Below are 25,233 nucleotides of genomic sequence, written 5' to 3'. Positions count from 1 at the left end.
TATTTTTTTGAGCGCTGATCTACTTTCTCGCTAAGCGATCCAACCAGTTCGGGAGCTACCTGAAGGTAGTTTTATTATTCTCTGCCCGGTTGCGGGTAACTCCGAAAAGCACCCTGAAAAGCACATCTTCTCCAAAAAAATCTGTTAGCTGCGTCTCTGCCGTGTTGTTTTTGTTATGTCAGAGTCGTTACGTCTTGTTTTTATTAGGTTTGCTGCAATTTTTTTATTCTTGTTATGCGATAGATATAGCAGGAGGCGTGCCAACTTTATAAAAGCCTTTAAAATCAATGGTTTGAAAATTTGTAGGGTTTTGCGCCTCAGGCAAAACCCTACATTTTGTTTCCGTGTTACTCGCTTGTGCCCACGTTTGAGTCCGTGCGGTAACACCCGGACACACTCAGCGCACTCACTGTGCGCTGCGGGCCTTGGCCACGCGGGAGCCGGTAGGGCGACCCAATACCGTGCAAATCTGCTGGCCGGCGAGCATCAAGGCGTCGAGGTCGATTCCGGTGTCGATGCCCAGGCCGTTGAGCAGGTAAACCACGTCTTCGGTGGCGACGTTACCGCTGGCGCCCTTGGCGTAGGGGCAGCCGCCGAGACCTGCGATGGAGCTGTCGAACACCGAGATGCCTTCCAGCAGGCTGGCGTAGATGTTGGCCACAGCCTGACCGTAGGTGTCGTGGAAGTGCCCGGCGAGTTTCTCCCGGGGCACCTCCTTCGATACCACTTCAAACATCTTGCGGGTTGCGCCAGCGGTGCCGGTGCCGATGGTGTCCCCCAGCGAGACCTCATAGCAGCCCATGGCATACAGCTCGCGGGCGACCACGGCGACCTGCTCCGGGGCGACATGACCTTCATAGGGGCAGCCCAGCACGCAGGACACATACCCGCGCACAGTCACCCCATGTTGTCTGGCGGCGTCCATGATCGGCCCGAAACGCTCCAGGCTTTCGCTGATCGAGCAATTGATGTTGCGCCGGGAAAACGCTTCGGACGCCGCCGCGAACACGGCCACTTCCTTGACCCCGGCGGCGAGGGCATCTTCGAAACCGCGCAGGTTGGGGGCGAGCGCGCCGTAGACCACGCCAGGTTTGCGCTGGATCTGCGCGAAGACCTCAGCGGAGCCGGCCATCTGCGGCACCCACTTGGGCGAAACGAAACTGCCGACTTCGATATAGCCGAGCCCGGCTGCGGTCAGTGCGTCGACCAGTTGCACCTTATCGGTAACACTGATGGGTTGGGCTTCATTTTGCAGGCCGTCACGTGGGCCGACTTCGACAATGCGTACGTGGGTGGGGAGGGGCATGGGGTTCGACCTGTGCTGATTGTTCGGAGAACCCTGTAGGAGCGAGCCTGCTCGCGATGGGCTCCCAGGCACCGTGTTTATCCAGCAAACACGCGTTATCGTTAACGACCATCGCGAGCAGGCTCGCTCCTACAAGGGGTCGGGTTTTACTGAATGACTTCCTGGCTTTTGAGCGTCTGCTCCAGCGCCTGCACGCAGCGCTCTTCGGCGGTATCGAGTTCCAGTTTCATCTGTTCGATGTCCAGCATTTGCTGTTCAAGCTGTTCCCGGCGCTCGCTGATTTTCGCCAGCATGCTGTGCAACTGTTTGGTGTTACCGCTGGACGGATCGTAGAGCTCGATCAGCTCGCGGCATTCAGCCAGGGAGAAACCGATGCGCTTGCCCCGCAGGATCAGCTTCAGGCTGACCTTGTCGCGGGGTGAGTAAATGCGTTCCTGGCCACGACGCTCGGGGCTGAGCAGGCCTTGCTCTTCATAAAAGCGAATGGCACGGGTGGTGATGTCGAGCTCGCGGGCGAGATCGGAAATGCTGTAGGTCTGGCTGCTCATGGACGCGCTCGCAAAAGGTCATGGCGCTAAGCTAATGGCAGGTTGACGTTTACGTCAAGGGGCAGGTCTTTCCGGTGTGGAGAAGGGCCTCATCGCGAGCAAGCTCGCTCCCACAGGGATCTGTGTCGGACACAAGTATTGTGTTCACTGGATACCTACTGTGGGAGCGAGCTTGCTCGCGATGGGGGCACCTCGGTATCAAGCCCTACACCTTCTCGAGCTTTTTCTCCTGCGCCGTCACCTGCTGGCACAACTCGATCATCTGCTCGCGCATCCAGCGGTTCGCCGGGTCCTGGTCAGTGCTTTCGTGCCAGTAGAGGTGGGTTTCCACCGGCGGTACATCGTTGACCGGCAGATAAAAGGCGTGCAAATCGTTACGACGGGCGAAGCGTTCCGGTACGGTCATGACCATGTCGGTCTGCTGCAACACTTGCGAGGCCATCAGGTAATGCTGGGAGCGCAGGGCGATCTTGCGCTGGATGCCCATCTTGCCCAGCGCCAGGTCGACATAGCCGAGGCCGCTGCGACGACTGGAAATATGGATGTGGGTCAGGCTCAGGTAATCGTCCAGTGTGAGTTTTTCCTTGCCCGCCAGCGGATGCCCCTTGCGCATGGCGCACACGTAGCGGTCCTCCATCAATTTGACGTGACGCACCTGCGGGTCGGTGTTGAGCGGCGCATCCACCGCGAAGTCGAGGCGACCGGCGGCCAGTTCCTTGGTGGTTTCGCGACGTTTGGACAGGAAGCTTTCGATGATCACCGCCGGAGCCAGGCGGCGCAGGCGCTGGAACAGCGGCGGCAGGATCACCGCTTCGGTCAGGTCGGTCATGCTGATGCGATAGGTCTTGACCGCTTGCTGCGGGTTGAAAATGCGGCTTTCCTGCACCGACACGCGCAGCAGCGAGAGCGCGTTGCGTACCGGGCCGATGATGTTCTGCGCCATGGGCGTGGGCACCATGCCCTGGGCTGTGCGCACGAACAACGGGTCGTTGAAGGTCTCGCGCAACCGGGCCAGAGCGTTCGACACCGCTGGCTGGGTAATGCCCACAATCTGCCCGGCGCGGGTCAGGTTGGCTTCGGTGTAGATCGCGTCGAAGACGATGAAAAGGTTGAGATCGACCTTGCTCAGATTCATTACGCGGCTCTCTTATTGTGTGGGCGGGCTGACCGTGACGATCAGCCGATCATATATCGGTGATGAATGTTTATACACGCCGAGAATAGGCTAGGTAAATTATCAACGCTGTTCTAGCATCGATACATGACCTAAAACAACCTCCCCCAAGAAGGTATCTCGCTCATGGATTTCGCTTATTCGCCCAAGGTTCAGGAACTGCGTGAGCGCGTAACAGCGTTCATGGACACCTACGTCTATCCCGCCGAAGCCGTGTTCGAGCGCCAGGTCGCCGAGGGCGATCGCTGGCAGCCGACGGCGATCATGGAAGAACTGAAACTCAAGGCCAAGGCCGAAGGCCTGTGGAATTTGTTTCTGCCTGAGTCCGAACTGGGTGCCGGCCTGACCAACCTCGAATACGCGCCACTGGCGGAAATCATGGGCCGCTCGCTGCTGGGGCCAGAGCCGTTCAACTGCTCGGCACCGGACACCGGCAACATGGAAGTGCTGGTGCGTTACGCCAACGAAGAGCAGAAACAACGCTGGCTCGAACCGCTGCTGCGCGGCGAGATCCGCTCGGCATTCGCCATGACCGAACCGGATGTCGCGTCCTCCGACGCCACCAACATGGCTGCTCGTGCCGTGCGCGATGGCGACGAGTGGGTGATCAATGGCAAGAAATGGTGGACCTCGGGTGCTTGCGACCCGCGCTGCAAAATCCTGATTTTCATGGGCCTGAGCAATCCGGATGCGCCACGTCACGCCCAGCACTCGATGATTCTGGTGCCGGTGGATGCGCCCGGTGTGAAGATCGTGCGTCCACTGCCGGTGTTCGGTTACGACGATGCACCTCATGGGCACGCCGAAGTGCATTTCGAAAACGTGCGGGTGCCCTACGAAAACGTCCTGCTGGGCGAGGGACGCGGCTTCGAAATTGCTCAAGGTCGCCTTGGCCCTGGCCGGATTCACCATTGCATGCGTTCGATCGGCATGGCCGAGCGCGCCCTGGAACTGATGTGCAAGCGCTCGGTGAACCGCACAGCGTTCGGCAAGCCTCTGGCACGCCTGGGCGGCAACATCGACAAGATCGCCGACTCGCGGATGGAAATCGACATGGCACGCCTGCTGACGTTGAAAGCGGCGTACATGATGGACACCGTCGGCAACAAAGTGGCGAAAAGCGAGATCGCGCAGATCAAGGTCGTCGCGCCAAACGTGGCATTGCGGGTGATCGACCGGGCGATCCAGATCCATGGCGGGGCAGGGGTTTCCAACGATTTCCCGCTGGCCTACATGTATGCAATGCAACGCACCTTGCGCCTGGCCGACGGCCCGGACGAAGTGCACCGTGCGGCAATCGGCAAGTTCGAAATCGGCAAATATGTGCCGAAGGAGATGATGCGTAGCGGACACTAAGACCGCGGCGCCTGCCATTCGCGAGCAAGCCCGCTCCCACATTGGATCTCTCCACGGCGAAGATTCAGTGTGGGAGCGGGCTTGCTCGCGAAGGCGTCATTCCATTCAATGCACCAACATCTGGCTCAATACACCCAAACCTCAACTCGCCGATTCTTGATCCTTCCCTCATCGGCGCTATTGGCCGCCACCGGCATTTCGGCACCGAATCCGCGAATCTCGCGAAACACCACGCCGCTCTTCACCAACTCCCGCCGTACCGCCATGGCCCGCAGCTTCGACAACAGATCGGCGCGCGCCGGGTCGCTCTTGGCATCGCCAAACCCCACCAGCGTCACTTGCCCAGCCGTTTTGTCGTGCTGCTTTATATAGTCGAGCACCCGCCACAGGTCTTGTCGGGCCTTGTTGTCCAGGGTGGCGCTGCCTTCCTCGAAACGGAAGTTCACCGACAACCGTTGAGCATGTCTGCTTAGCGCCTGATAACCCTCTGGCATCAGCGCATTGGGGGTAACGGCCATGGCCTGGACGGTTTGGGCGATAAAGCCATTGGCGGCCACAATGGCCTGACCCTTAGTGCTTTGGGCAAACGCCACCAGGGCATTGGCCCAGGGATTTTTCCCGTTGGGTGGCAGATAGAAGAACAGCCGACGGGACAGCGGATAATCTTCCGTGGCAATCAGGCTGTTGAGCGGCGGCATGGCTTGCGATTGACCGTCGACAATGGCCACGGCTTTAGCCTGGCGCACGTAGGGCAAACCGATGAAACCGATGCCATGCGGGTCAGCGCTGACCGCATCGGACAGTTGTTCGCTGGACTCGAAGCGCTTCGCCGCACTGCCGAGGGTTTTCCCGTGGCCGCTGAGGACCAGTTCCTTGAAGGTGTCGTAGGTCCCGGACTGATCATCCCGTGCATACAGATGAATCGGCCCGCCGCGACCGCCAATGTCTTCCCAGCTCTTCACCTCGCCACTGAAAATGCGCGCCAGTTGCACGGTGTCGAGTTGGTTCAGCGGATTGTCCGGATGAAGGATGATCGCCAGGCCATCGATGGCAATGACCTGTTCGGCGCTCGGGCTTTTCAGGTCGCCGAGTGATTGCAGGCTGGCCAGTTCGCTGTCCTTGATCGGGCGCGACGAGGCGGCCAGATCGGCGCTGGCTGCTTTGAGTGCAGTGAAACCGGTGCTGGAGCCATGGGCCGCTACCTCCACCACGACCCGACGGCCCTGAACGGTTTCGCCGACGATGCGCAGTTCGTTGGCGGTGTCCGGGGTTTCACGGCGGATCTTGCGCAGGCCCTGTTCACTCAACAGACCCTCGACCAGCGCCGGCCCCAATGCCGCACCGATGGTGTTGGAACCCTGAATCCGCAGCGCCGGGCCGTGTTCGGGTGTCGGCAAGTCGCCGGCCGAGGCCGCCTGCGGCAAGCCCGTGCACAGCATCAACAGGAACAACACGCGCAGCATCATGCCGGCACCATATAAAGCCAAAGGAGGTGTCGGGAGATTAAGTCAGTAAGGTTTCCGAAAAATGACAAATTGCAGTGGTGGTCCCCTGTGGGAGCGAGCTTGCTCGCGATGGGGCCTTTACATTCAATATCGATGTTGAATGTAAGACTGCTATCGCGAGCAAGCTCGCTCCCACAGGGGATTGTGGTTGGTCCTGAATCAGCTCAACTCAAGCCAGATCGGTGCATGGTCCGAAGGTTTTTCCATGCCTCGCAGTTCATAGTCCACACCGGCGGCCTTCACCCGTGGCAACAGGCCGTGGGAGGCGAGGATCAGGTCGATGCGCAGGCCACGCTTGGGCTCGTCTTCGAAGCCACGGCTGCGATAGTCGAACCAGCTGAAGGTGTCGGTCACGTCCGGGTTCAAGTGACGGAAACTGTCGACCAGGCCCCAGTTCTTCAGACGGGCCATCCACTCGCGCTCTTCCGGCAGGAAGCTGCACTTGCCGGTTTTCAGCCATCGCTTCATGTTGTCCGGGCCGATGCCGATGTCGCAGTCTTCCGGGGAAATGTTCACATCGCCCATCACCACCAGCGGCTGGTCGTTCTTGAACTGGCTTTCCAGCAATTGCTGCAAATCGCCGTAGAAACGCTGCTTGGCCGGGAACTTGGTCGGGTGGTCGCGGCTTTCGCCCTGTGGGAAATAACCGTTCATGATGGTCACCGGTACGCCGTTGGCGTCGGCGAAGGTGCCCCAGATGAAGCGTCGTTGGGCGTCTTCTTCGTCGGTGGCGAAACCTTTATGCAGTGCCAGCGGCTCCTGGCGCGAGAGCAGGGCGACGCCGTAATGGCCTTTTTGCCCGTGGAAGTACACGTGATAACCCAGGGCCTGCACCTCGGCCAGCGGGAACTGTTCGTCGTGGACCTTGGTTTCCTGCAAGCCGATCACATCGGGCTGGTGCTTTTCGATCAGCGCCGCCAGCTGATGGGGACGGGCGCGCAGCCCGTTGATGTTGAAGGAGACGATCTTCATGGTCGGCAGTCCTGGCAAAAGGGCGATGCTAGCTGACATGTGGGAATCGGGCCAGTGTGGGGTGAGGGGATTCGGTTTTGCCTGTCAGCTTTGCGTCGATAGTGATGGCCTTATCGCGAGCAAGCTCGCTCCCACAAAAGCAAAGGCGGTTTCATTGCCTACACTGATTGCGGATCTGTAAGGAACTGTGTCAGCGCCAACAGGCTCGTAACAACAAGAGCGCAGCCACCCGAGCTGTGCCGGGGAGATCAACCGTCATGCCCGAAACCTCGACCGCTATCGCCGATATTCACATGCTCGACAGCGGCTACGGCCGCGAAGCGCGTTCGTTGCTGTACCAGGCTTATCGACACGAGCCGACCTTCGGCTATCTGTTCGAAGCCGAGCGCCCCGGCTACGAACAGCGGGTTCGCGCCACCGTGCGCGAGTTGGTGACCCAGCACTTTTTTCAGGACCTGCCGGCCATCGGCCTGCTGGTCAACGACCGCCTGATCGGTATCGCCCTGATCGCACCGCCGCAACGTCGCCTCGGCGTCACCGAAAGTTGGGCCTGGCGCCTGCGCATGGTGCTCAGTACGGGATTTCGCTGCACCCGTCGCTACCTCGAGTATCACGCTGCCGTGGAAGCCTGTGTGCCAAACGACTCGGTGCACGTCCTGCCGTTGCTGGGGGTTCATCCGCAGTTCCAGGGCAAACATTTCGGCGAACAACTGTTGCAAGCCGTGCACAACTGGTGCGCCGTGGATGAAAACTCACAGGGCGTGATCCTCGATACCGGGAACCCTCGCTACCTGGAGTTCTATAAGCGCCAGGGCTATCAGGAAATCGGTGAAGTTGCCGTAGGACCGATTCGCGAGCACGTGTTTTTTCACCCCAATCCCCAGGTGTTACATACTGCAACCGCTTGAACGGCGAACTTTCTTTGCATGTCAGGCTCTATCACGCTTCCATGTTCATGATCCATGCTCGTGATAGCATCCGCGCCTATGAAGTTTCCAGGAAGAATTACCAGCGGTGTGCTGATGCTGATGACCAGTTGCGCAGCGCTGGCACAAAGCGATTTGGATGTACGGATCAAACCGTCCAATGACGAGCTGAAAGCCAATATCGAAGGCTATATCGGCAGCCTCGGCGATCGCGATGAAGAAGCGTTGCTGCGCTTCAGTCGTGGCGCCGAAGAACAGGCGCGCAAGGCCGCCCAGGCCTTGGGCTATTATCAGCCGCACATCGACAGCGAGGTGAAGGGTGGCGAAAAGCCGCGCCTGGTGTTGACGGTCGACCCCGGCGAGCCGGTGCACTTGCGCAACGTCACGGTGCGTGTCGACGGTCCGGCAGCCTCCCTCAAGGCCTTTCGAATTCCCAAAAGCGACGCGCTCAAGCCCGGCGCCGTGCTCAACCATGGGCATTACGAGGACGCCAAGCGCCTGATCCAGAATCAGGCTTCGCGTTATGGCTTTTTCAGCGGCCGTTTCACCCGTTCAAAACTGTCGGTCGACCCCCGTGCCGGCGTCGCCGATATCGAACTGATCTATGAAAGCGGTCCGCGCTATACCTTGGGCAAGGTCAGTTTCGAGGGCGATACGCCGTTCGATGACGAGTTGCTGCAACGCATGGTGCCGTTCAAGACCGGCACGCCGTATGACTCGGAACTGATCGCCGAACTCAACCAGAACCTGCAATCGAGCGGCTACTTCGAAGGCGTGCGCGTGGACGCGGCACCCACGGCGTCCAGGGACGAGGCGATCCCGGTGGACGTCAAGCTCGAAACCCGCAAGCCGCGGACCATGGGCCTGGGCCTGGGTTTCTCCACCGACGTCGGCCCGCGGGCCAAGGCCAACTGGACCCGGCACTGGGTCAACGCGCAAGGGCACAGTTATGGCTGGGAAACCGAAGTCTCGGCACCTCGGCAAAACGTCGGGCTGTTCTACGACATTCCGCTGGACCCGCCACTGACCGACAAACTGCGTTTTGCCGGTGGCTACCAGAATGAAGAAATCGCCGATAAGGACAGCCACAGCAAGCTGCTGACCCTCGGCCCCGAGTGGCACAGCAAACTGCCCAGCGGCTGGCAACGGGTGGTATCGCTGAAGTGGCAGCGCGAGGATTACCAACTGGGCGACGACTCGGGACTCAGTACCTTGCTGATGCCCGGTGTGAGCTATTCGTACCTCAAAAGCGACAATCGCATCGACCCGCACAACGGCTATCGCCTGCAATTCGAGTCCAAAGTGGCCAAGGAAGGTCTGGGTTCCGACAGCAACGTGCTCTACGGCACGGCATTGGTCAAAGGCCTGACCACGGTGTTCGATAAACACCGCCTCCTCGGGCGGGTGCAGGTCGGCGGCAGTGCCACCAACGGCTTCAAATCGGTGCCGCCATCGCTGCGCTTCTTCGCCGGTGGCGACCAGAGCGTGCGTGGCTACGACTATCAGAGCCTGTCCCCGGAAAACTCCGACGGCGACCGCATCGGTGGTCGCTACATGGTCGCCGCCAGCGCGGAGTATCAGTATTCCATCGCCGAAAAATGGCGGATCGCGACCTTTGTCGATCAGGGCAACTCCTTCAACACGCTCGAACTGCCGAACCTCAAGACCGGGGTCGGTATCGGCGTGCGCTGGGTATCGCCGGTGGGGCCGATCCGCCTCGACCTGGCCCATGCGCTGGACGACGATGGCGGTATTCGACTGCACTTTTCCATGGGGCCTGAGCTGTGAAGCGTGGTTTGAAAGCAACACTGCTGACGATGGTGGCGCTGGTGGCAGTGGTTGTCCTGACGCTGGCCACGGTGCTGGGCACGGCGACGGGCAGCCGCTGGGCATTGGGTTTCGTGCCGGGCTTGACCCTGGAAAACTTCCAGGGCCGGCTGGGCGGGCAGTGGAGTGCCGACCGGGTGCTATGGCAGCAGGACAGCAACCGGGTTGAACTGAGCAAGGTGATTTTCGCCTGGTCGCCGTTGTGCCTGACCCGCATGACCCTGTGCATCGAGCAATTGCAGGCCGATCAGGTCAGCCTGACGTTCCCGCCGGGTGCCGAAGAGCCAGACAGCGGCCCGATCACGCTCCCGGAGCTGAAGTTACCGTTGGCCCTCGAACTGGGGGAGATCAAGGTCGGCAGCCTGTTGTTCAACGGCAGCGAAGAGCTCAAGGGCATGCAACTGGCGGCGCACTGGACCACGGCCGGTTTGAAGATCGACGCGCTATCGATACAGCGCGATGATCTGCGCCTGAACCTGTCCGGCCTGTTGCAGCCCTCCGGCAACTGGCCCCTCAGCGCCTCCGGCAAGGTGACCCTGTTGTCGACGCCTGAGCCGCTGGCGCTGGCGCTGAAAGTCGACGGCGACCTGCTCAAGACCCTTAACCTGAAAGCCGACAGCAGCGGTTACCTCAACGGGCAACTGACCGGCGAACTGCAACCGCTGGTGGAAAACCTGCCGGCCAAGGTGCGGATCACCGCCGATGGCTTCAAGCCCAGTGCCGAGATGCCGGACACCCTGCAACTCAATCAGCTTGAACTCACGGGGGCAGGCGACTTGAAGAACGGCTACGCGCTGCTCGGCAAAGCCACGCTGCCCGCCGAGCAAGGGCCCGTCACCCTGGCGCTGCAAGGCAAGGTCGACGCCAAGGGCGCGCAGATCGCCGCGCTGGACCTGACCGCCAACGACAAGCAAAGCCTCAAGCTCACCGGACAGCTGGATTGGAGCAAGGGCTTGAGCGCCGAGGCGAAGATCGACTGGCTGGATTTCCCGTGGCACAGGCTCTATCCGCTCATCGACGAACCGCAGGTAGCGCTTCGCACGTTCACCGGCGAAGTCTCTTACACCGACGGCAAGTACCTCGGGCATTTCGCCGCGGCGGCGGATGGTCCGGCCGGCGCCTTCACCCTGGCCAGCCCTTTCGCGGGCGATCTGACGAAAATCTACCTGCAACAGATTCAACTCCAGGCTGGGCAGGGCAAGGCTGAAGGGCACCTGAACCTGCAATTTGCCGACGGCATTGCCTGGGACACCGCGCTGGACCTGTCGGCGATCAACCCGGCGTACTGGGTCGCGGAGCTGCCGGGCACACTGGCCGGGCCGTTGCGCAGCACGGGCGAGATGAAGAACGAGGTGCTCAGCCTCAACGCCGACCTGGACCTCAAGGGCAAACTGCGCGGTCAGCCGGCGGTGATCCAGGCCAAGGCCGATGGCCGTGGCGAGCAATGGAACCTCAATACCCTGCAAGTTCGCCTAGGCGACAACAGCATCAGCGGCAAAGGCAGCCTGCAACAGAAACTCGCCGGCCAGATCGATCTCAAGTTGCCGCGCCTGGCCCAGCTCTGGCCGCAACTGCGGGGCCAGCTCAATGGCCGCGTGGATGTCGCCGGCACACTCAAGGCGCCCCAAGGCAAGCTTGACCTGCAAGGTTCGCAGCTGGCTTTCCAGGACCATCGCCTGCAAAGCCTGAACCTGGACGCCACGCTGGACAGTGCGCAACGGGCGAAAATCGGCCTCAAGGGCAGCGGCATCCAGGCCGGTGACACTGCACTGGGAACCCTGACCGCCAGCGGCCAGGGCGACATCAAGAACCAAAAACTGAACCTCGATCTGCAAGGGCCGAAGCTGAAACTGGCGTTGGGTCTGGACGGTGCGCTGGACAAAGGCAATTGGCGCGGACGCCTGGCCAGCGGTGATATCCAGGCCGGTGGCCAGGACTGGAAGCTGCAAGGGCCGGCGAAACTCGAACGCCTGGCGGACGGCAAAATCACCTTTGGCGCCCATTGCTGGGCCTCCGGCCAGGCCAGCCTCTGCGGTGAAGACTCGCGCCTGATGCCCGAGCCGAAGCTGCGTTATCACCTCAAGCAATTCCCGATCGACAGCCTCGCGCAGTGGTTGCCGAAGGATTTCAGCTGGCAGGGCCGGCTCAACGCCGAGCTGCAACTGGACCTGCAGGCCAGTGGCCCGAACGGCCAGGTCAGCGTCGATGCCGGCGGCGGCACGTTGCGCATCAAGGACAAGGACCAGTGGCTGGACTTCCCGTACCAGACCCTGAAACTCACCAGCAAACTCACGCCCAAGCGCATCGACACCGAGCTCAACTTCGTCGGTGGCAAACTCGGCGAGCTGATGGTGCAGGCGCAGCTCAATCCGTTGCCGAAGAACAAACCGTTGAGCGGCTCGTTCCGCTTGAGCGGGCTGGACCTGTCGGTGGCGCGACCGTTCGTGCCGATGGTCGAGAAACTGACCGGGCGCTTGAATGGCAGCGGCGCGATTTCCGGTGGGCTGCTGGCACCGCAGGTCAATGGCAGCCTGCAACTCAGCGACGGTCAGATCTCCGGTCCTGAATTACCAATGGAGCTGAAAAATCTGCACCTCCAGGCGCTCATCGCCGGTGAAAGCGTGCAACTGAACGGTGGCTGGGACAGCGGCAAGGCCGGGCATGGCAGCCTGAACGGCAACGTCGCCTGGGGCCAGGCGCTGGTGGTGGATCTGGCGCTCAAGGGTTCGCAGTTGCCAGTCACCGTCGAGCCTTACGCCAAGCTGGAAGTCGCACCTGACCTGAAAATCTCGATGAAGGGCGATGAGTTGGCCATCGCCGGCAAAGTGCTGGTGCCCAGGGGCGACATCACCATTCGCGAGTTGCCGCCATCGACGGTCAAGGTCTCCGATGACACGGTGATCGTGGGTCAGCAGACCGAGGAGGGCAAGCCGCCGCTGGCAATGAAAATGGACATCGAAGTGCTGGTCGGTGAGGACAAGCTGAGCTTTGCAGGATTTGGCCTGACCGCGAATGTGCAGGGGCATGTGCACATCGGCGACAACATGGACACCCGTGGCGAGCTGTGGCTCAACGATGGGCGATATCGCGCCTACGGCCAGCGGCTATCGGTGCGCCGGGCACGCTTGCTGTTTGCAGGTCCCATCGATCAGCCGTACCTGGACATTGAGGCCATTCGCAAGACCGACGACATCATCGCCGGCATTCGTTTGAGTGGCAGCGCCGAGCAGCCGACCACGCAGATCTTTTCCGAACCGGCCATGAGCCAGGAGCAGGCCCTGTCCTATCTGGTGCTCGGGCGTCCGCTGAGCAGCAATGGCGAAGACAACAACATGCTCGCCCAGGCGGCCCTCGGGTTGGGCTTGATGGGTAGCTCCGGGGTGACCAGCGGCATCGCCAAGAACCTGGGCATCCAGGACTTCCAGCTGGACACCCAGGGCAGTGGAGATGCCACCAGTGTGGTGGCCAGCGGCAATATTTCCGAGAAGCTCAGCCTGCGCTATGGCGTCGGCGTGTTCGAACCGGCCAATACCATTGCCCTGCGCTACAAGCTGAGCAAAAGGGTCTACCTCGAAGCCGCCGGCGGCGTGGCCAGTTCGCTGGACATCTTCTACAAGCGGGATTTCTAGGCCTGCGTTTTCTTTAAAACCGAGTCGCCCCCATCGCGAGCAAGCTCGCTCCCACAAGGTCCGGTGCGACCCTGTGGGAGCGAGCTTGCTCGCGATGGCGTCAGTGTGGCCGCAACAAATCCCGACGCCACTGATCAATCATTTACCAAGCATGCTAACTATTGCGTTGACATTCGCTGCCTAGGCAGTAACATCTTGACATACATTCACTGCCTAGGCAGCTAATTGGTGGTCAGATGAAACATTTCTCCCCGGAAGATTTCCAGAATTGCCATCTCGGCCTGTTGCTCGGGCGTGCCGCGCTGCTCAAGGACCGGATCATCGACACCCACATGGAACCCCACGGCATCACCGCCGCGCAGTTCAAGGTATTGATCATCATCGCCCAGTACGGCGTCGATTCGCCGGGCGAGTTGTGCCGGCACCTGTCCCTGGACAGCGGCTCGATGACGCGCATGCTCGATCGTCTGGAACAGAAAGGTTTCCTTGCCCGCCAACGCTCCGAGGCAGATCGCCGCCAGGTGCAGCTTGTGCTCACGGAAGAAGGGCAGAAGCTCGCCGGGCGGTTGCCGCACATCGGCGCCGAAGCCATGAATGAACTGGCCGGTGCCATCACTCCGGAAGAACTGAAAACCCTGGAGTTGATCCTGAAGAAAATTTTGGTGGCAGCCGGTGACTCGATCACCCTGCTGCGGGTAGGTGACAAATGAGCAGTAACCCCTTGCGTACCGGCTTGAGCCTGGTTCTGTTGGCCATGAGCGTCGCCGGTTGCGCCAGTTACAGCGGCCTGAAAACCGAAGGCGTCAGCCTCGACGCGAAGACCCTCAAGGCCGGGCAATCCCTCAGCGGTGTGACGTTGTCCCCCGCGGCCTGGCCAAAAAGCGACTGGTGGAAAAGCCTCGGCGACCCACAACTCGATGGCCTGATCCGCGAGGCCCTGCGCGACAGCCCGGACATGCAGATCGCCGATGCCCGTGCCCATCAGGCCAGCGCCGCGGCCTACGCCGCCGACGCTGCGCGGATGCCGACCCTGGATGCCAGCGCTGGTGTCAGCCGCTCGCGCCTGGCCCGGGACCAGGACCCGCTCGGGCAGGGTGACGCTTACGCCACCGTTCGCAACATCAGCACCGGTTTCAACTACGACTTCGACCTGTGGGGCGGTCAACGCGATGCCTGGGAAGCGGCCCTCGGCCAGGCTCGCGCCGCCGAAGTCGACCAGCAGGCTGCGCAACTTACGCTGGCCGCCGATGTCGCCCGGGCCTATAGCGATCTCGGTCAGGCGCACATCGTCTACGACCTGTCCAACGAAGACCTCAAGCGCACCCGGCAAATGCTCGACCTCAGCCAGCGGCGCCTGACTGCCGGGATCGACAGCCAGTACCAGTTCCAGCAGACCGAAAGCCTGGAAGCCACTTCCCAGGCCAACCTGATCGACGCCGAAAAACGCTTGAACAGCGCGAAAATTGCCCTGGCCGTTCTGCTCGGCAAAGGCCCGGACCGCGGCAATGAAATTGCCCGCCCGAACATTCTTCAGTCGAGTGCGGTAGCGCTACCTTCGGTGCTGCCGGCCGAGTTGCTCGGGCGTCGCCCGGACCTGGTGGCCGCGCGCTGGCGGGTCGAAGCGGCGAGCAAAAGCATCGACGCCGGCAAGACACGGTTCTATCCCAACCTGAACCTCAGTGCCGCTGCCGGCGCCGAATCCTTGCTGGGCGATGCGATGTTTGGTTCGGCCAGCCGCTTCTTCAACATTGCACCGACGATCTCTGTGCCGATCTTCGACGGTGGCCGCTTGCGCGCCGACCTCGATTCCCGCGACGCCGATTACGACCTCGCCGTGGCGCAGTACAACAAAAGCCTGGTCAAGGCGCTGGGGGATGTCAGCGACAGCGTCAACCAGCTGCGTGACATCGGCCGGCAGATCGCTGCCCAGCAGCACGCCACCGACATCGCCCAGGATTCCTACAACACCGTGGTCCAGCGTTACGGTTCCGGCATCGGCAACTACCTGGACGTGCTCAGCATCGAGCAGCAATTGCTCCAGGCCCAGCGCCAGCTGGCCAACCTGAATTCCGAGCAGATCGACCTGTCGATCCAACTGATGCAGGCGCTGGGCGGCGGTTACCAGCCTGAGGCCATTGCCTCGGCCAACGCCACGCCAGCCACGCTGACCCACTAATTCAAGGTACTTGTCATGGCCACTGCCGATACAACTCAACCTCCTGAAAACACCCAGGGCAACCCCAATTCGGGCAAGCGCAAGTTCATGCTGCTGGTCCTGGCTGCCGTCGTCGTGCTCGGTTGCGCGGGTGTCTGGGCCTACCATGAATTCTACGGGCGCTGGAGCGAAAGCACCGACGACGCCTATGTGAACGGCAACGTGGTGGAAATCACGCCGCTGGTCACCGGCACCGTGGTCAGCATCGGCGCCGATGATGGCGATCTGGTGCATGAAGGCCAGGTGCTGGTGAACTTCGACCCGAACGATGCCGAAATCGGCCTGCAAAATGCCCAGGCCAATCTGGCGCGGACCGTGCGTCAGGTGCGTGGCTTGTACAGCGATGTGGATGGCATGAAGGCCCAGGTCAACGCCCAGAAAGCCGAAGTGCAAAAGGCCCAGGACAACTTCAGCCGCCGCAAGAACCTCGCCGCCGGCGGGGCGATTTCCCAGGAAGAGCTGTCCCACGCCCGTGACGACCTGACCTCGGCGCAAAACGCCCTGGCCAATGCCGAACAAAAGCTCAAGACCACCAGCGCGCTGGTCGATGACACCGTGGTTTCATCGCACCCGGATGTGATGGCCGCCGCCGCGCAACTGCGCCAGGCCTACCTGAACAACGCCCGCAGCACCTTGATTGCGCCGGTGACCGGTTACGTGGCCAAGCGTTCTGTACAACTTGGCCAGCGCGTGCAACCGGGTACCGCGCTGATGGCGGTGATTCCCCTGGATCAGCTGTGGATCGACGCCAACTTCAAGGAAACCCAGTTGCGTGACATGCGCATCGGCCAACCGGTGCAGATCGAGACGGACCTGTATGGCAGCAGCGTCAAATACAGCGGCACCATCGACAGCCTCGGCGCCGGGACCGGCAGTGCGTTTGCCTTGCTGCCAGCGCAAAACGCCACCGGCAACTGGATCAAGATCGTGCAGCGCGTGCCGGTGCGGGTCCACGTCAACGCCGAGGAGCTGGCCAAACATCCGCTGCGGGTCGGCCTGTCGACCATGGTCGATGTGGACCTGCACGACCAGAGCGGGCCGGTGCTGGCGCAACAGCCGCCGCAGAAGGCGTCGTTCAGCACCAGCGTCTACGACCGTCAGCTGACCGAGGCCGACGCGATGATCACCCAGTTGATCCACGACAACAGCGCCGCGGTCAGCAAGACCGCGCAACGCTGATTCGCCAGTCCGTCATCAACCGGATCTTGTGGGAGCGAGCTGTGGCGAGGGGGCTTGCCCCCGTTGGGCTGCGAAGCAGCCCCAAAATTTCCGATGTATCGAAGATCTTGTGAGTGCTGCGCACTCAAACGGGGGCAAGCCCCCTCGCCACAGCTCGCTCCCACAGGGTTAGCGGCGCTAGCCGAGTTTCAAAGGATTTACGATGAGCAATAACGCGTCTTTCACACCGCCCAGCCTGTTGCTCAGCACCATCGGCCTGTCGCTGGCGACCTTCATGCAAGTGCTCGACACCACCATCGCCAACGTGGCGCTGCCGACGATTTCCGGCAACCTGGGCGTGAGTTCGGAGCAGGGCACCTGGGTCATCACCTCGTTCGCCGTGAGCAACGCCATCGCCTTGCCGCTGACCGGTTGGCTCAGTCGGCGTTTCGGCGAGGTGAAGCTGTTTGTCTGGGCGACGCTGCTGTTCGTGCTGGCTTCGTTCCTGTGCGGGATTTCCACCTCGATGCCGGAGCTGGTGGGCTTCAGGGTGCTGCAAGGGGTAGTGGCCGGGCCACTGTACCCGATGACCCAGACCCTGCTGATTGCGGTTTACCCCCCGGCGAAACGGGGGCTGGCGCTAGCGCTGCTGGCGATGGTCACGGTGGTCGCGCCGATTGCCGGGCCGATCCTCGGCGGCTGGATCACCGACAGCTACAGCTGGCCGTGGATTTTCTTCATCAACGTGCCGATCGGCCTGTTCGCGGCATGGGTGGTCACCCGGCAGATGAAAAAGCGCCCGGTGTTCACCAGCCGCCAACCGATGGATTACGTCGGTCTGATCGCGCTGATCATTGGCGTCGGGGCGCTGCAGATTGTGCTCGACAAGGGCAACGATGCCGATTGGTTCGAATCCAGCTTCATCGTGATCGGCTCGGTGATTTCGGTGGTGGCCCTGGCGTTCTTCGTGATCTGGGAAATGACCGACGAACACCCGGTGGTCAACCTGCGCCTGTTCGCCCATCGTAACTTCCGCTACGGCACCATCGTGCTGATCCTGGGCTATGCCGGGTTCTTCGGGATCAACCTGATTTTGCCGCAGTGGCTGCAAACGCGACTGGGCTACACCGCGACCTGGGCCGGTTTTGCCGTGGCCCCGCTGGGGATCCTGCCGGTGCTGCTGGCGCCGTTTGTCGGTAAGTACGCACCGAAATTCGATATGCGCCTGCTGGCGGGCGGGGCGTTCCTGGCCATCGGCCTGAGCTGTTTCATGCGCGCAGGCTTCACCAATGAAGTGGACTTCCAGCACATCGCCATGGTGCAGTTGTTCATGGGGATCGGCGTAGCGCTGTTCTTCATGCCGACCCTGACCATCCTGCTCTCGGACCTGCCACCGAACCAGATTGCCGACGGTTCGGGGCTGGCGACATTCTTGCGGACCTTGGGCGGCAGTTTCGCGGCGTCGTTGACCACCTGGATCTGGATTCGTCGGGCGGACCAGCACCACGCCTACCTGACCGAAAGCATCACCCCCTTCGATCCGGCGACCCGCGAAGCGCTGACCCACCTGGGCGGGGCAGGGGCCAAGGCCTATACGCAGCTGGACCAGATGGTGATCAGCCAGGCGTACATCATGTCCACGGTGGACTACTTCACCTTGCTGGGCTGGATGTTCGTGGGGTTGATACTGATTGTCTGGCTGGCGAAGCCGCCGTTTACGGCGAAGGCCGGGCCAGAGGCTTCCGCGGGGCACTGACAAACGCAGTGGAACCCATGTGGGAGCAAGCTCGCTCCCACAGGGATCTCCTACAGCCTTCAGTTCGCGGGTGCTGCCAGTTGCGGTGGCGGAGTGAAATCAAACGGCGCCAGCGCAAACCCTTGCTCATCCACCTGCAATGCCCACCCTTGACGATCCCAATCCCCCAGCACAATGCGCCGGGCCGCTTGCTCGCCAAGCTGCAACTTGTGAATCGCGGGGCGGTGGGTGTGCCCGTGGATCAAGGTCTTCACGCCGAATTCCTGCATGATCCGCGGAATCTCTTCGGGCGTGACATCGACGATGTCATTGGCCTTCATCCGCGTTTGCGCACGGCTTTCACTGCGCAGTTTGCGCGCCAGCTTGTGCCGGGTGCGCAGCGGCAGATGCCGCAGGATGAACAGGGTGATCGGGTTGCGCAGGTAGCGACGCAGCTTCATATAGGCTTCGTCGCGGGTACAGAGGCTGTCGCCGTGCATCAGCAGCACCGGCTCGCCGTTGAACTGCACGACACTCGGATCCTTCAACAAGGTGCAGCCGGCTGCTTTGCAGAAGACCTTGCCCAACATGAAGTCGCGATTGCCGTGCATCAGGAAAATGGCCGTGCCGCTGTCGCTCAATTCGCGCAGGGCCTGGCAGATGGAACGCTGGAAGGGTGTCATGGCGTCGTCGCCAATCCACACCTCGAAGAAGTCGCCCAGAATGTACAACGCACTCGCCGAGCGGGCGCGTCCGGCGAGCAAATCCAGAAACGCCCGGGTAATGTCCGGGCGCTCCTCTTCCAGATGTAAATCTGAAATCAGCAATATCACTCAATGATCTCGGCTTTCTCGATGATCACGTCGTCTGCCGGTACGTCCTGGTGGCCGGACTTGGAAGTGGTGGCCACGCCTTTGATCTTGTCGACAACGTCGGTGCCGGCGGTCACTTTACCGAATACCGCGTAGCCCCAGCCCTGAACGTTCTTGCCGCTGTGGTTCAGGAAGCTGTTGTCCGCCACGTTGATGAAGAACTGTGCGGAAGCCGAATGCGGCTCCATGGTGCGGGCCATGGCGACGGTGTATTTGTCGTTGGAAAGACCGTTGTCGGCTTCGTTCTGGATGCTTGGACGCTTGTCTTTCTTTTCTTTCATGCCTGGCTCGAAACCGCCGCCCTGGATCATGAAGTTACCGATGACACGGTGGAAAACGGTGTTTTCGTAGTGACCGGCTTTAACGTACTCAACGAAGTTGGCCACGGTGATCGGGGCTTTGTCGGCGTTCAGTTCGAGGACGATGTCACCGAAGTTGGTAGTCAGTTTGACTTGGGTCATGATCGTTACTCACTAGAGGAATTCGTGGTGTTGGAACATCGCGTCCCGCCACCGGTTCAGCCTTTTTGGCCAAGGTGCGCAGTTTAGCGTGCCAGACGCGAATTTCGAGGCTGTTTTTTCATTTACGGCCTATTAAATGCGACGGTTTACAGAGTGCGCTCTGTCAGGTACTTGACGGCATCGGCTATGATAGCGGCTTTGTTTTGTCCGGCCTTCATTACGGCCACGCACTTGTACGTTCAAGGATCCTATGAGCAAGCCCACTGTCGACCCTACCTCGAATGCCAAGACCGGCCCTGCCGTGCCGGTCAACTTCCTGCGGCCGATCATCCAGGCAGACCTGGACTCGGGCAAGCACACGCAGATCGTCACCCGTTTTCCGCCTGAACCCAACGGCTACCTGCACATCGGCCACGCCAAGTCGATCTGTGTGAACTTCGGCCTGGCCCAGGAGTTCGGCGGCGTCACGCACCTGCGTTTCGACGACACCAACCCGGCCAAGGAAGACCAGGAATACATCGACGCGATCGAAAGCGACGTCAAATGGCTGGGCTTCGAATGGTCCGGCGAAGTGCGCTACGCCTCGCAGTATTTCGACCAGTTGCATGACTGGGCGGTGGAGTTGATCAAGTCCGGCAATGCCTACGTCGACGACCTGACCCCGGAACAAGCCAAGGAATACCGTGGCAGCCTGACCGAGCCGGGCAAGAACAGCCCGTTCCGCGACCGCAGCGTCGAAGAGAACCTGGACCTGTTCGCCCGCATGAAAGCCGGCGAGTTCAAGGACGGCGCACGGGTGCTGCGGGCCAAGATCGACATGGCCTCACCGAACATGAACCTGCGTGACCCGATCATGTATCGCATCCGTCACGCGCACCACCACCAGACCGGTGACAAGTGGTGCATCTACCCCAACTACGACTTCACCCACGGTCAGTCGGACGCCATCGAAGGCATCACCCATTCGATCTGCACCCTGGAGTTCGAAAGCCACCGTCCGCTGTACGAGTGGTTCCTCGAGCACTTGCCGGTACCGGCCAACCCGCGCCAGTACGAGTTCAGCCGCCTGAACCTGAACTACACCATCACCAGCAAGCGCAAGCTCAAGCAGCTGGTCGATGAAAAGCACGTCAATGGCTGGGACGACCCGCGCATGTCCACGCTGTCGGGTTTCCGCCGCCGTGGCTACACGCCTAAATCGATCCGCAACTTTTGCGAAATGATCGGCACCAACCGTTCCGACGGCGTGGTCGACTTCGGCATGCTCGAATTCAGCATCCGCGACGACCTCGACCACAGCGCCCCGCGCGCCATGTGCGTGTTGCGTCCGCTGAAAGTCGTGATCACCAACTACCCGGAAGGCCAGGTCGAAAACCTCGAACTGCCGTGCCACCCGAAAGAAGACATGGGCGTGCGCGCGTTGCCGTTCGCCCGTGAAATCTACATCGACCGTGACGACTTCATGGAAGAGCCGCCGAAGGGCTACAAGCGCCTGGAACCGGCCGGTGAAGTGCGCCTGCGTGGCAGCTACGTGATCCGCGCCGACGAAGCGATCAAGGACGCCGATGGCAACATCGTCGAACTGCGTTGCTCCTACGATCCGGACACCCTGGGCAAGAACCCGGAAGGTCGCAAGGTCAAAGGCGTGATCCACTGGGTGCCGGCCGCTGCCAGCGTCGAGTGCGAAGTGCGTCTGTACGATCGTCTGTTCCGTTCTCCGAACCCGGAGAAGGCCGAAGACAGCGCCAGTTTCCTGGACAACATCAACCCTGATTCGCTGCAGGTACTCACCGGTTGTCGTGCTGAGCCTTCGCTGGGCAATGCACAGCCGGAAGACCGTTTCCAGTTCGAGCGCGAAGGTTACTTCGTCGCCGATCTCAAGGACTCGAAACCAGGTCAGCCGGTATTCAATCGTACCGTGACCCTGCGTGATTCGTGGGGCCAGTGATTTAGCGTCAAGGAATAAACGTGCTTACGATCTACAACACGCTCACCAAGAGCAAAGAAGTCTTCAAGCCGCTCGATGGCAACAAGGTGCGCATGTACGTGTGCGGCATGACCGTGTACGACTATTGCCACCTGGGTCACGGCCGCAGCATGGTCGCGTTCGACCTGGTGACGCGCTGGTTGCGCTTCAGCGGCTACGACCTGACCTACGTGCGCAACATCACCGACATCGACGACAAGATCATCAATCGGGCCAACGAGAACGGCGAGTCGTTCGAAGCGCTGACCGAGCGCATGATCGCGGCGATGCACGAAGATGAAGCGCGCCTGAACATCAAGAAGCCGGACATGGAGCCGCGTGCCACGGATCACATCCCTGGCATGCACGCGATGATCCAGACCCTGATCGACAAGGGCTACGCCTACGCCCCGGGCAATGGCGACGTGTACTACCGCGTCGGCAAGTTCATGGGCTACGGCAAGCTGTCGCGCAAGAAGATCGAAGACCTGCGCATCGGCGCACGCATCGAAGTCGACGAATCCAAGCAGGACCCGCTGGACTTCGTATTGTGGAAAGCCGCCAAGCCGGGCGAACCGAGCTGGGAATCGCCGTGGGGCGCCGGGCGTCCGGGCTGGCACATCGAGTGCTCGGTGATGTCCACCTGCTGCCTGGGCGAGACCTTCGACATTCATGGCGGCGGCAGCGACCTTGAGTTCCCGCACCACGAAAACGAAATTGCCCAAAGCGAAGCGGCCACCGGCAAGACCTACGCCAACGCCTGGATGCATTGCGGCATGATCCGTATCAATGGCGAGAAGATGTCCAAGTCCTTGAACAACTTCTTCACCATTCGCGACGTGCTCGACAAGTACCACCCGGAAGTCGTGCGTTACCTGCTGGTGTCGAGCCACTACCGTAGCGCCATCAACTACTCGGAAGACAACCTCAAGGACGCCAAAGGCGCCCTGGAGCGTTTCTACCACGCGTTGAAAGGCCTGCCGAACGTGGCGCCAGCGGGCGGCGAAGCCTTCGTCGAGCGCTTCACCCAGGTGATGAACGACGACTTCGGTACGCCGGAAGCCTGTGCGGTGCTGTTCGAGATGGTCCGCGAGATCAACCGCCTGCGTGAGAGTGACCTGAACGCTGCGGCCGGTCTGGCCGCCCGTTTGAAAGAACTGGCCAGCGTGTTGGGTGTGTTGCAACTCGAAGCCGATGACTTCCTGCAGGCTGGCGCCGAAGGGCGCGTGGACGCAGCCGAAGTCGAGGCGCTGATTGCCGCGCGTCTGGCGGCACGCGCCGGCAAGGACTGGGCCGAATCCGACCGCATCCGCGACCAGCTCACCGCCATGGGCGTGGTGCTGGAAGACGGCAAGGGCGGCACGACCTGGCGTCTGGCTGACTGACAGCTGTAGTGCTTGAAAACAAAACCCGCCTTGTGCGGGTTTTTGTTTATGGGGTTGGACTCCAGGCTTGTGTTGACAGGGCTGACGCCACCGCGAGTAAGCTCGCTCCCACAGGTTCTGTGGTATGCGCAGATTTTGTGTTCGACACGGACACTGTGGGAGCGAGCTTGCTCGCGATGGTCTCAAGCCGAATATTACCGCTGCGATTCACTCGTCATTCAGTCTGGCGCAACCGCTTGTAAAGGGTATTGCGACTAACCCCCAACCGCCGCGCCAGATGGGAAATATTCCCCCCAACCGCCTGCAGCTGCCGATTCAACTCCTCGGCATCATCAAGATCAACCGCCAACGGCTCCTGCGACTCCACCGGCTCCATCTCCAGATCAACAAAAAAATCATCCGGCAAATGCTCCGGCCTTATCGGTTGTTCCTCGGCCATGGCCAACGCCACCTGCATCACGCTGCTGACCTGACGCAGGTTTCCCGGCCACGGATGGCGCTCGAACAGCGCCAATACCTCGCGGCTCAGTCCGGCCCATTGGCTTGGTTCGCGATGCTGTTCCCACAGGCGTTTGAACAACGCCTCTTTATCGCTGCGCTCTCTTAACGGTGGCAGTTCCAGGGTCAGGCCGCCGATGCGGTAATACAGATCTTCACGAAACCGCCCCAGTTGTACCTGTTCGCGCAACGAGCGATTGGTCGCTGAAATGATGCGCAAGTCCACAGGAAACAACTCGCTGCTGCCCACGGGCTGCACGCAACGCTCCTGCAACACCCGCAACAGTCGTGCCTGGGTTGGCAGTGGCATATCGCCGATTTCATCGAGGAACAGCGTGCCTTTGTCAGCCTTGCGGATCAGGCCGATGCTGCCTTTCTGGTTGGCGCCGGTGAACGCGCCTTTCTCGTAGCCGAACAGCTCTGACTCGACCAGTTCGGCGGGGATCGCTGCACAGTTCACCGCAATAAACGCCTGTTTGCTGCGGGAGCTGGCCTGATGCAAGGCTTTGACGAAAACTTCCTTGCCGACGCCAGTCTCGCCGTGGATTAACAGCGGAATGTCTTTTTCCAGCAAACGCTCGGCCTGGCGCACAGCTTTTTCCACGCGGCTGTCGCCGAAGTGCAGGGTGTTGAGGCTGATCGCGGCCGGTGTTGGCGCAGTCACGGCAGGTTCGGCGAACACTCGCGGCTGAATCGGAATCTGCTTGGGTCTTTTCAGCAGACACTGGAAGCGGTTGCGCCCGGAAGCCTGCAGCGAGAAGGGCAAGCCTTCGGGTTGGTTCAGCAACTCCAGCAGCGAGACCTTGAACAGGCTTTCGACACTGACCCGCGACAGGCTGATGCCCAGCAGGTTGTCGGCCCGGCGGTTGGCCGACAGCACCTGGCCGGTTTCATCGAATATCAGCAATCCGGCCCACTGACTGTCGAGGTTGTTCAGCCCGGTGTTGAACGTCAGCTGAAAATGCTGGCCATGGAACAGGTTGAGGATCAACCGGTTTTCCACGGTCTGGCTCATCATCTTGACCATGCCCAGCGTGTGGGAGGGCGGCAGGTAGCTGTCGCTGGACACGTCCAGCACCGCGATCACCTTGCGCTCGGTATCGAATATCGGCGCGGCGGAACCGGTCATGAAGCGGTTGGCCTTGAGGAAATGTTCGTCGTGCTCGATGTGCACCGCTTGCTCGCAGGCCAGGGCGGTGCCAATGGCGTTGGTGCCGGTGCAGCGTTCCATCCAGCTGGCGCCGGCGCTGAAACCCCGGGCCAGTTTCGGTTCGATAAAGCGCTGGGTGCCCCACGACGTGAGCACCTGGCCCTGATGGTCGGCGAGCATGATCAGGCAATTGGAGTTGCTCAGGATGTTCTCGTAGTAGGGCAGCACTTCCTGATGGGTGGTTTGCACCAGTGAATGCTGGCTCTCCAGCAGTTGCGCGATGCCTGCGGCCGGCAATGGGTCGAATGCCGGTGTGCTCTGATGACTGAGGCCGAACGCGCGGCAACGGGACCAGGAGTCCTGGATGATGGCGTCGTGGGACAGCGGCGAGGCGGGTGCGGCCATGGCAGTCAGTCTCTGAGTCAGCATTTTTATTGTTGTTATGGGCAGCTCGGCAACACACCGAACTACAGGTGGGAGCGGGGGGGGGGGGGGGGGGGGGGGGGGGGGGGGGGGGGGGGGGGGGGGGGGGGGGGGGGGGGGGGGGGGG

Annotated in this window: 18 protein-coding genes; 10 read left to right on the top strand and 8 right to left on the bottom strand. The window is 61.1% G+C overall.

Annotated elements, in window-relative coordinates; translation table 11 throughout:
* Positions 1-406: 406 nt before the first annotated feature.
* The 3 genes from AC1Q6Y_RS25385 to AC1Q6Y_RS25375 all read right to left on the bottom strand — a co-directional run bounded on the left by AC1Q6Y_RS25385 (position 407) and on the right by AC1Q6Y_RS25375 (position 2,989).
* Positions 407-1,306, bottom strand: a complete 900-nt coding sequence (locus AC1Q6Y_RS25385; protein WP_150812596.1) for a hydroxymethylglutaryl-CoA lyase — start codon at positions 1,304-1,306, stop codon at positions 407-409.
* Between the two features lie 146 nt (positions 1,307-1,452).
* Positions 1,453-1,854, bottom strand: coding sequence for a MerR family transcriptional regulator (locus AC1Q6Y_RS25380; RefSeq protein ID WP_057714129.1), 402 nt, complete (start codon positions 1,852-1,854; stop codon positions 1,453-1,455).
* 205 nt (positions 1,855-2,059) lie between these two features.
* Positions 2,060-2,989: a LysR family transcriptional regulator gene (locus AC1Q6Y_RS25375; RefSeq protein ID WP_090456650.1), complete on the bottom strand. Its 930-nt coding sequence runs from the start codon at positions 2,987-2,989 to the stop codon at positions 2,060-2,062.
* A 165-nt stretch (positions 2,990-3,154) separates the two neighbouring features.
* Between AC1Q6Y_RS25375 and AC1Q6Y_RS25370 the strand changes: the two genes are divergently transcribed.
* Positions 3,155-4,384 (top strand): acyl-CoA dehydrogenase, encoded by a 1,230-nt coding sequence (locus AC1Q6Y_RS25370; RefSeq protein ID WP_095059574.1) that lies wholly within the window; start codon positions 3,155-3,157, stop codon positions 4,382-4,384.
* A gap of 125 nt (positions 4,385-4,509) precedes the next feature.
* Here the strand turns inward: AC1Q6Y_RS25370 and AC1Q6Y_RS25365 are convergent, their stop codons facing one another.
* Both AC1Q6Y_RS25365 and xthA read right to left on the bottom strand, forming a co-directional pair.
* On the bottom strand, positions 4,510-5,850 hold the full coding sequence (locus AC1Q6Y_RS25365) for a phosphate ABC transporter substrate-binding/OmpA family protein (protein ID WP_492625405.1): 1,341 nt from the start codon (positions 5,848-5,850) through the stop codon (positions 4,510-4,512).
* 198 nt (positions 5,851-6,048) lie between these two features.
* A complete protein-coding gene (gene xthA, locus AC1Q6Y_RS25360; protein WP_057714133.1) occupies positions 6,049-6,861 on the bottom strand; it encodes an exodeoxyribonuclease III in 813 nt (270 codons plus the stop codon).
* 257 nt (positions 6,862-7,118) lie between these two features.
* On the opposite strand from xthA, the gene AC1Q6Y_RS25355 reads away from it, so the two are divergent.
* The 7 genes from AC1Q6Y_RS25355 to AC1Q6Y_RS25325 all read left to right on the top strand — a co-directional run bounded on the left by AC1Q6Y_RS25355 (position 7,119) and on the right by AC1Q6Y_RS25325 (position 18,372).
* Entirely contained in the window at positions 7,119-7,769 is a 651-nt protein-coding gene (locus tag AC1Q6Y_RS25355; protein ID WP_090456646.1) for a GNAT family N-acetyltransferase, read from the top strand.
* Between the two features lie 78 nt (positions 7,770-7,847).
* Entirely contained in the window at positions 7,848-9,575 is a 1,728-nt protein-coding gene (locus AC1Q6Y_RS25350; RefSeq protein WP_492625404.1) for an autotransporter assembly complex protein TamA, read from the top strand.
* Complete coding sequence (locus AC1Q6Y_RS25345) at positions 9,572-13,243, top strand: translocation/assembly module TamB domain-containing protein (protein WP_492625403.1); 3,672 nt, start codon at positions 9,572-9,574, stop codon at positions 13,241-13,243. The genes AC1Q6Y_RS25350 and AC1Q6Y_RS25345 overlap by 4 nt, the downstream gene beginning before the upstream one ends.
* A 236-nt stretch (positions 13,244-13,479) precedes the next feature.
* Entirely contained in the window at positions 13,480-13,953 is a 474-nt protein-coding gene (locus tag AC1Q6Y_RS25340) for a MarR family winged helix-turn-helix transcriptional regulator (RefSeq protein WP_492625402.1), read from the top strand.
* Positions 13,950-15,419, top strand: a complete 1,470-nt coding sequence (locus tag AC1Q6Y_RS25335) for an efflux transporter outer membrane subunit (protein ID WP_492625401.1) — start codon at positions 13,950-13,952, stop codon at positions 15,417-15,419. Before AC1Q6Y_RS25340 ends, AC1Q6Y_RS25335 begins: the two co-directional genes overlap by 4 nt.
* A gap of 15 nt (positions 15,420-15,434) precedes the next feature.
* On the top strand, positions 15,435-16,637 hold the full coding sequence (locus tag AC1Q6Y_RS25330; RefSeq protein WP_489338876.1) for an EmrA/EmrK family multidrug efflux transporter periplasmic adaptor subunit: 1,203 nt from the start codon (positions 15,435-15,437) through the stop codon (positions 16,635-16,637).
* A gap of 202 nt (positions 16,638-16,839) precedes the next feature.
* Entirely contained in the window at positions 16,840-18,372 is a 1,533-nt protein-coding gene (locus AC1Q6Y_RS25325; RefSeq protein WP_492625400.1) for a DHA2 family efflux MFS transporter permease subunit, read from the top strand.
* A 59-nt stretch (positions 18,373-18,431) separates the two neighbouring features.
* Here AC1Q6Y_RS25325 and lpxH read toward each other — a convergent pair whose 3' ends face one another.
* Both lpxH and AC1Q6Y_RS25315 read right to left on the bottom strand, forming a co-directional pair.
* On the bottom strand, positions 18,432-19,184 hold the full coding sequence (gene lpxH, locus AC1Q6Y_RS25320; RefSeq protein ID WP_492625399.1) for a UDP-2,3-diacylglucosamine diphosphatase: 753 nt from the start codon (positions 19,182-19,184) through the stop codon (positions 18,432-18,434).
* Complete coding sequence (locus AC1Q6Y_RS25315; RefSeq protein WP_008053603.1) at positions 19,181-19,684, bottom strand: peptidylprolyl isomerase; 504 nt, start codon at positions 19,682-19,684, stop codon at positions 19,181-19,183. Before AC1Q6Y_RS25315 ends, lpxH begins: the two co-directional genes overlap by 4 nt.
* 250 nt (positions 19,685-19,934) lie before the next feature.
* Between AC1Q6Y_RS25315 and AC1Q6Y_RS25310 the strand changes: the two genes are divergently transcribed.
* Positions 19,935-21,632, top strand: a complete 1,698-nt coding sequence (locus tag AC1Q6Y_RS25310; protein WP_150812606.1) for a glutamine--tRNA ligase/YqeY domain fusion protein — start codon at positions 19,935-19,937, stop codon at positions 21,630-21,632.
* Between the two features lie 20 nt (positions 21,633-21,652).
* Complete coding sequence (cysS, locus tag AC1Q6Y_RS25305; RefSeq protein ID WP_007970481.1) at positions 21,653-23,035, top strand: cysteine--tRNA ligase; 1,383 nt, start codon at positions 21,653-21,655, stop codon at positions 23,033-23,035.
* 214 nt (positions 23,036-23,249) lie between these two features.
* Here cysS and AC1Q6Y_RS25300 read toward each other — a convergent pair whose 3' ends face one another.
* Positions 23,250-25,088, bottom strand: coding sequence for a sigma-54-dependent Fis family transcriptional regulator (locus AC1Q6Y_RS25300; protein ID WP_492625398.1), 1,839 nt, complete (start codon positions 25,086-25,088; stop codon positions 23,250-23,252).
* Positions 25,089-25,233 lie beyond the last annotated feature (145 nt).

This window comes from Pseudomonas sp. GW823-FHT06E10 (assembly GCF_058794995.1).
The sequence above is the reverse complement of the archived record's forward strand: the minus strand, read 5'-3'. Positions and strand labels throughout refer to the sequence as shown.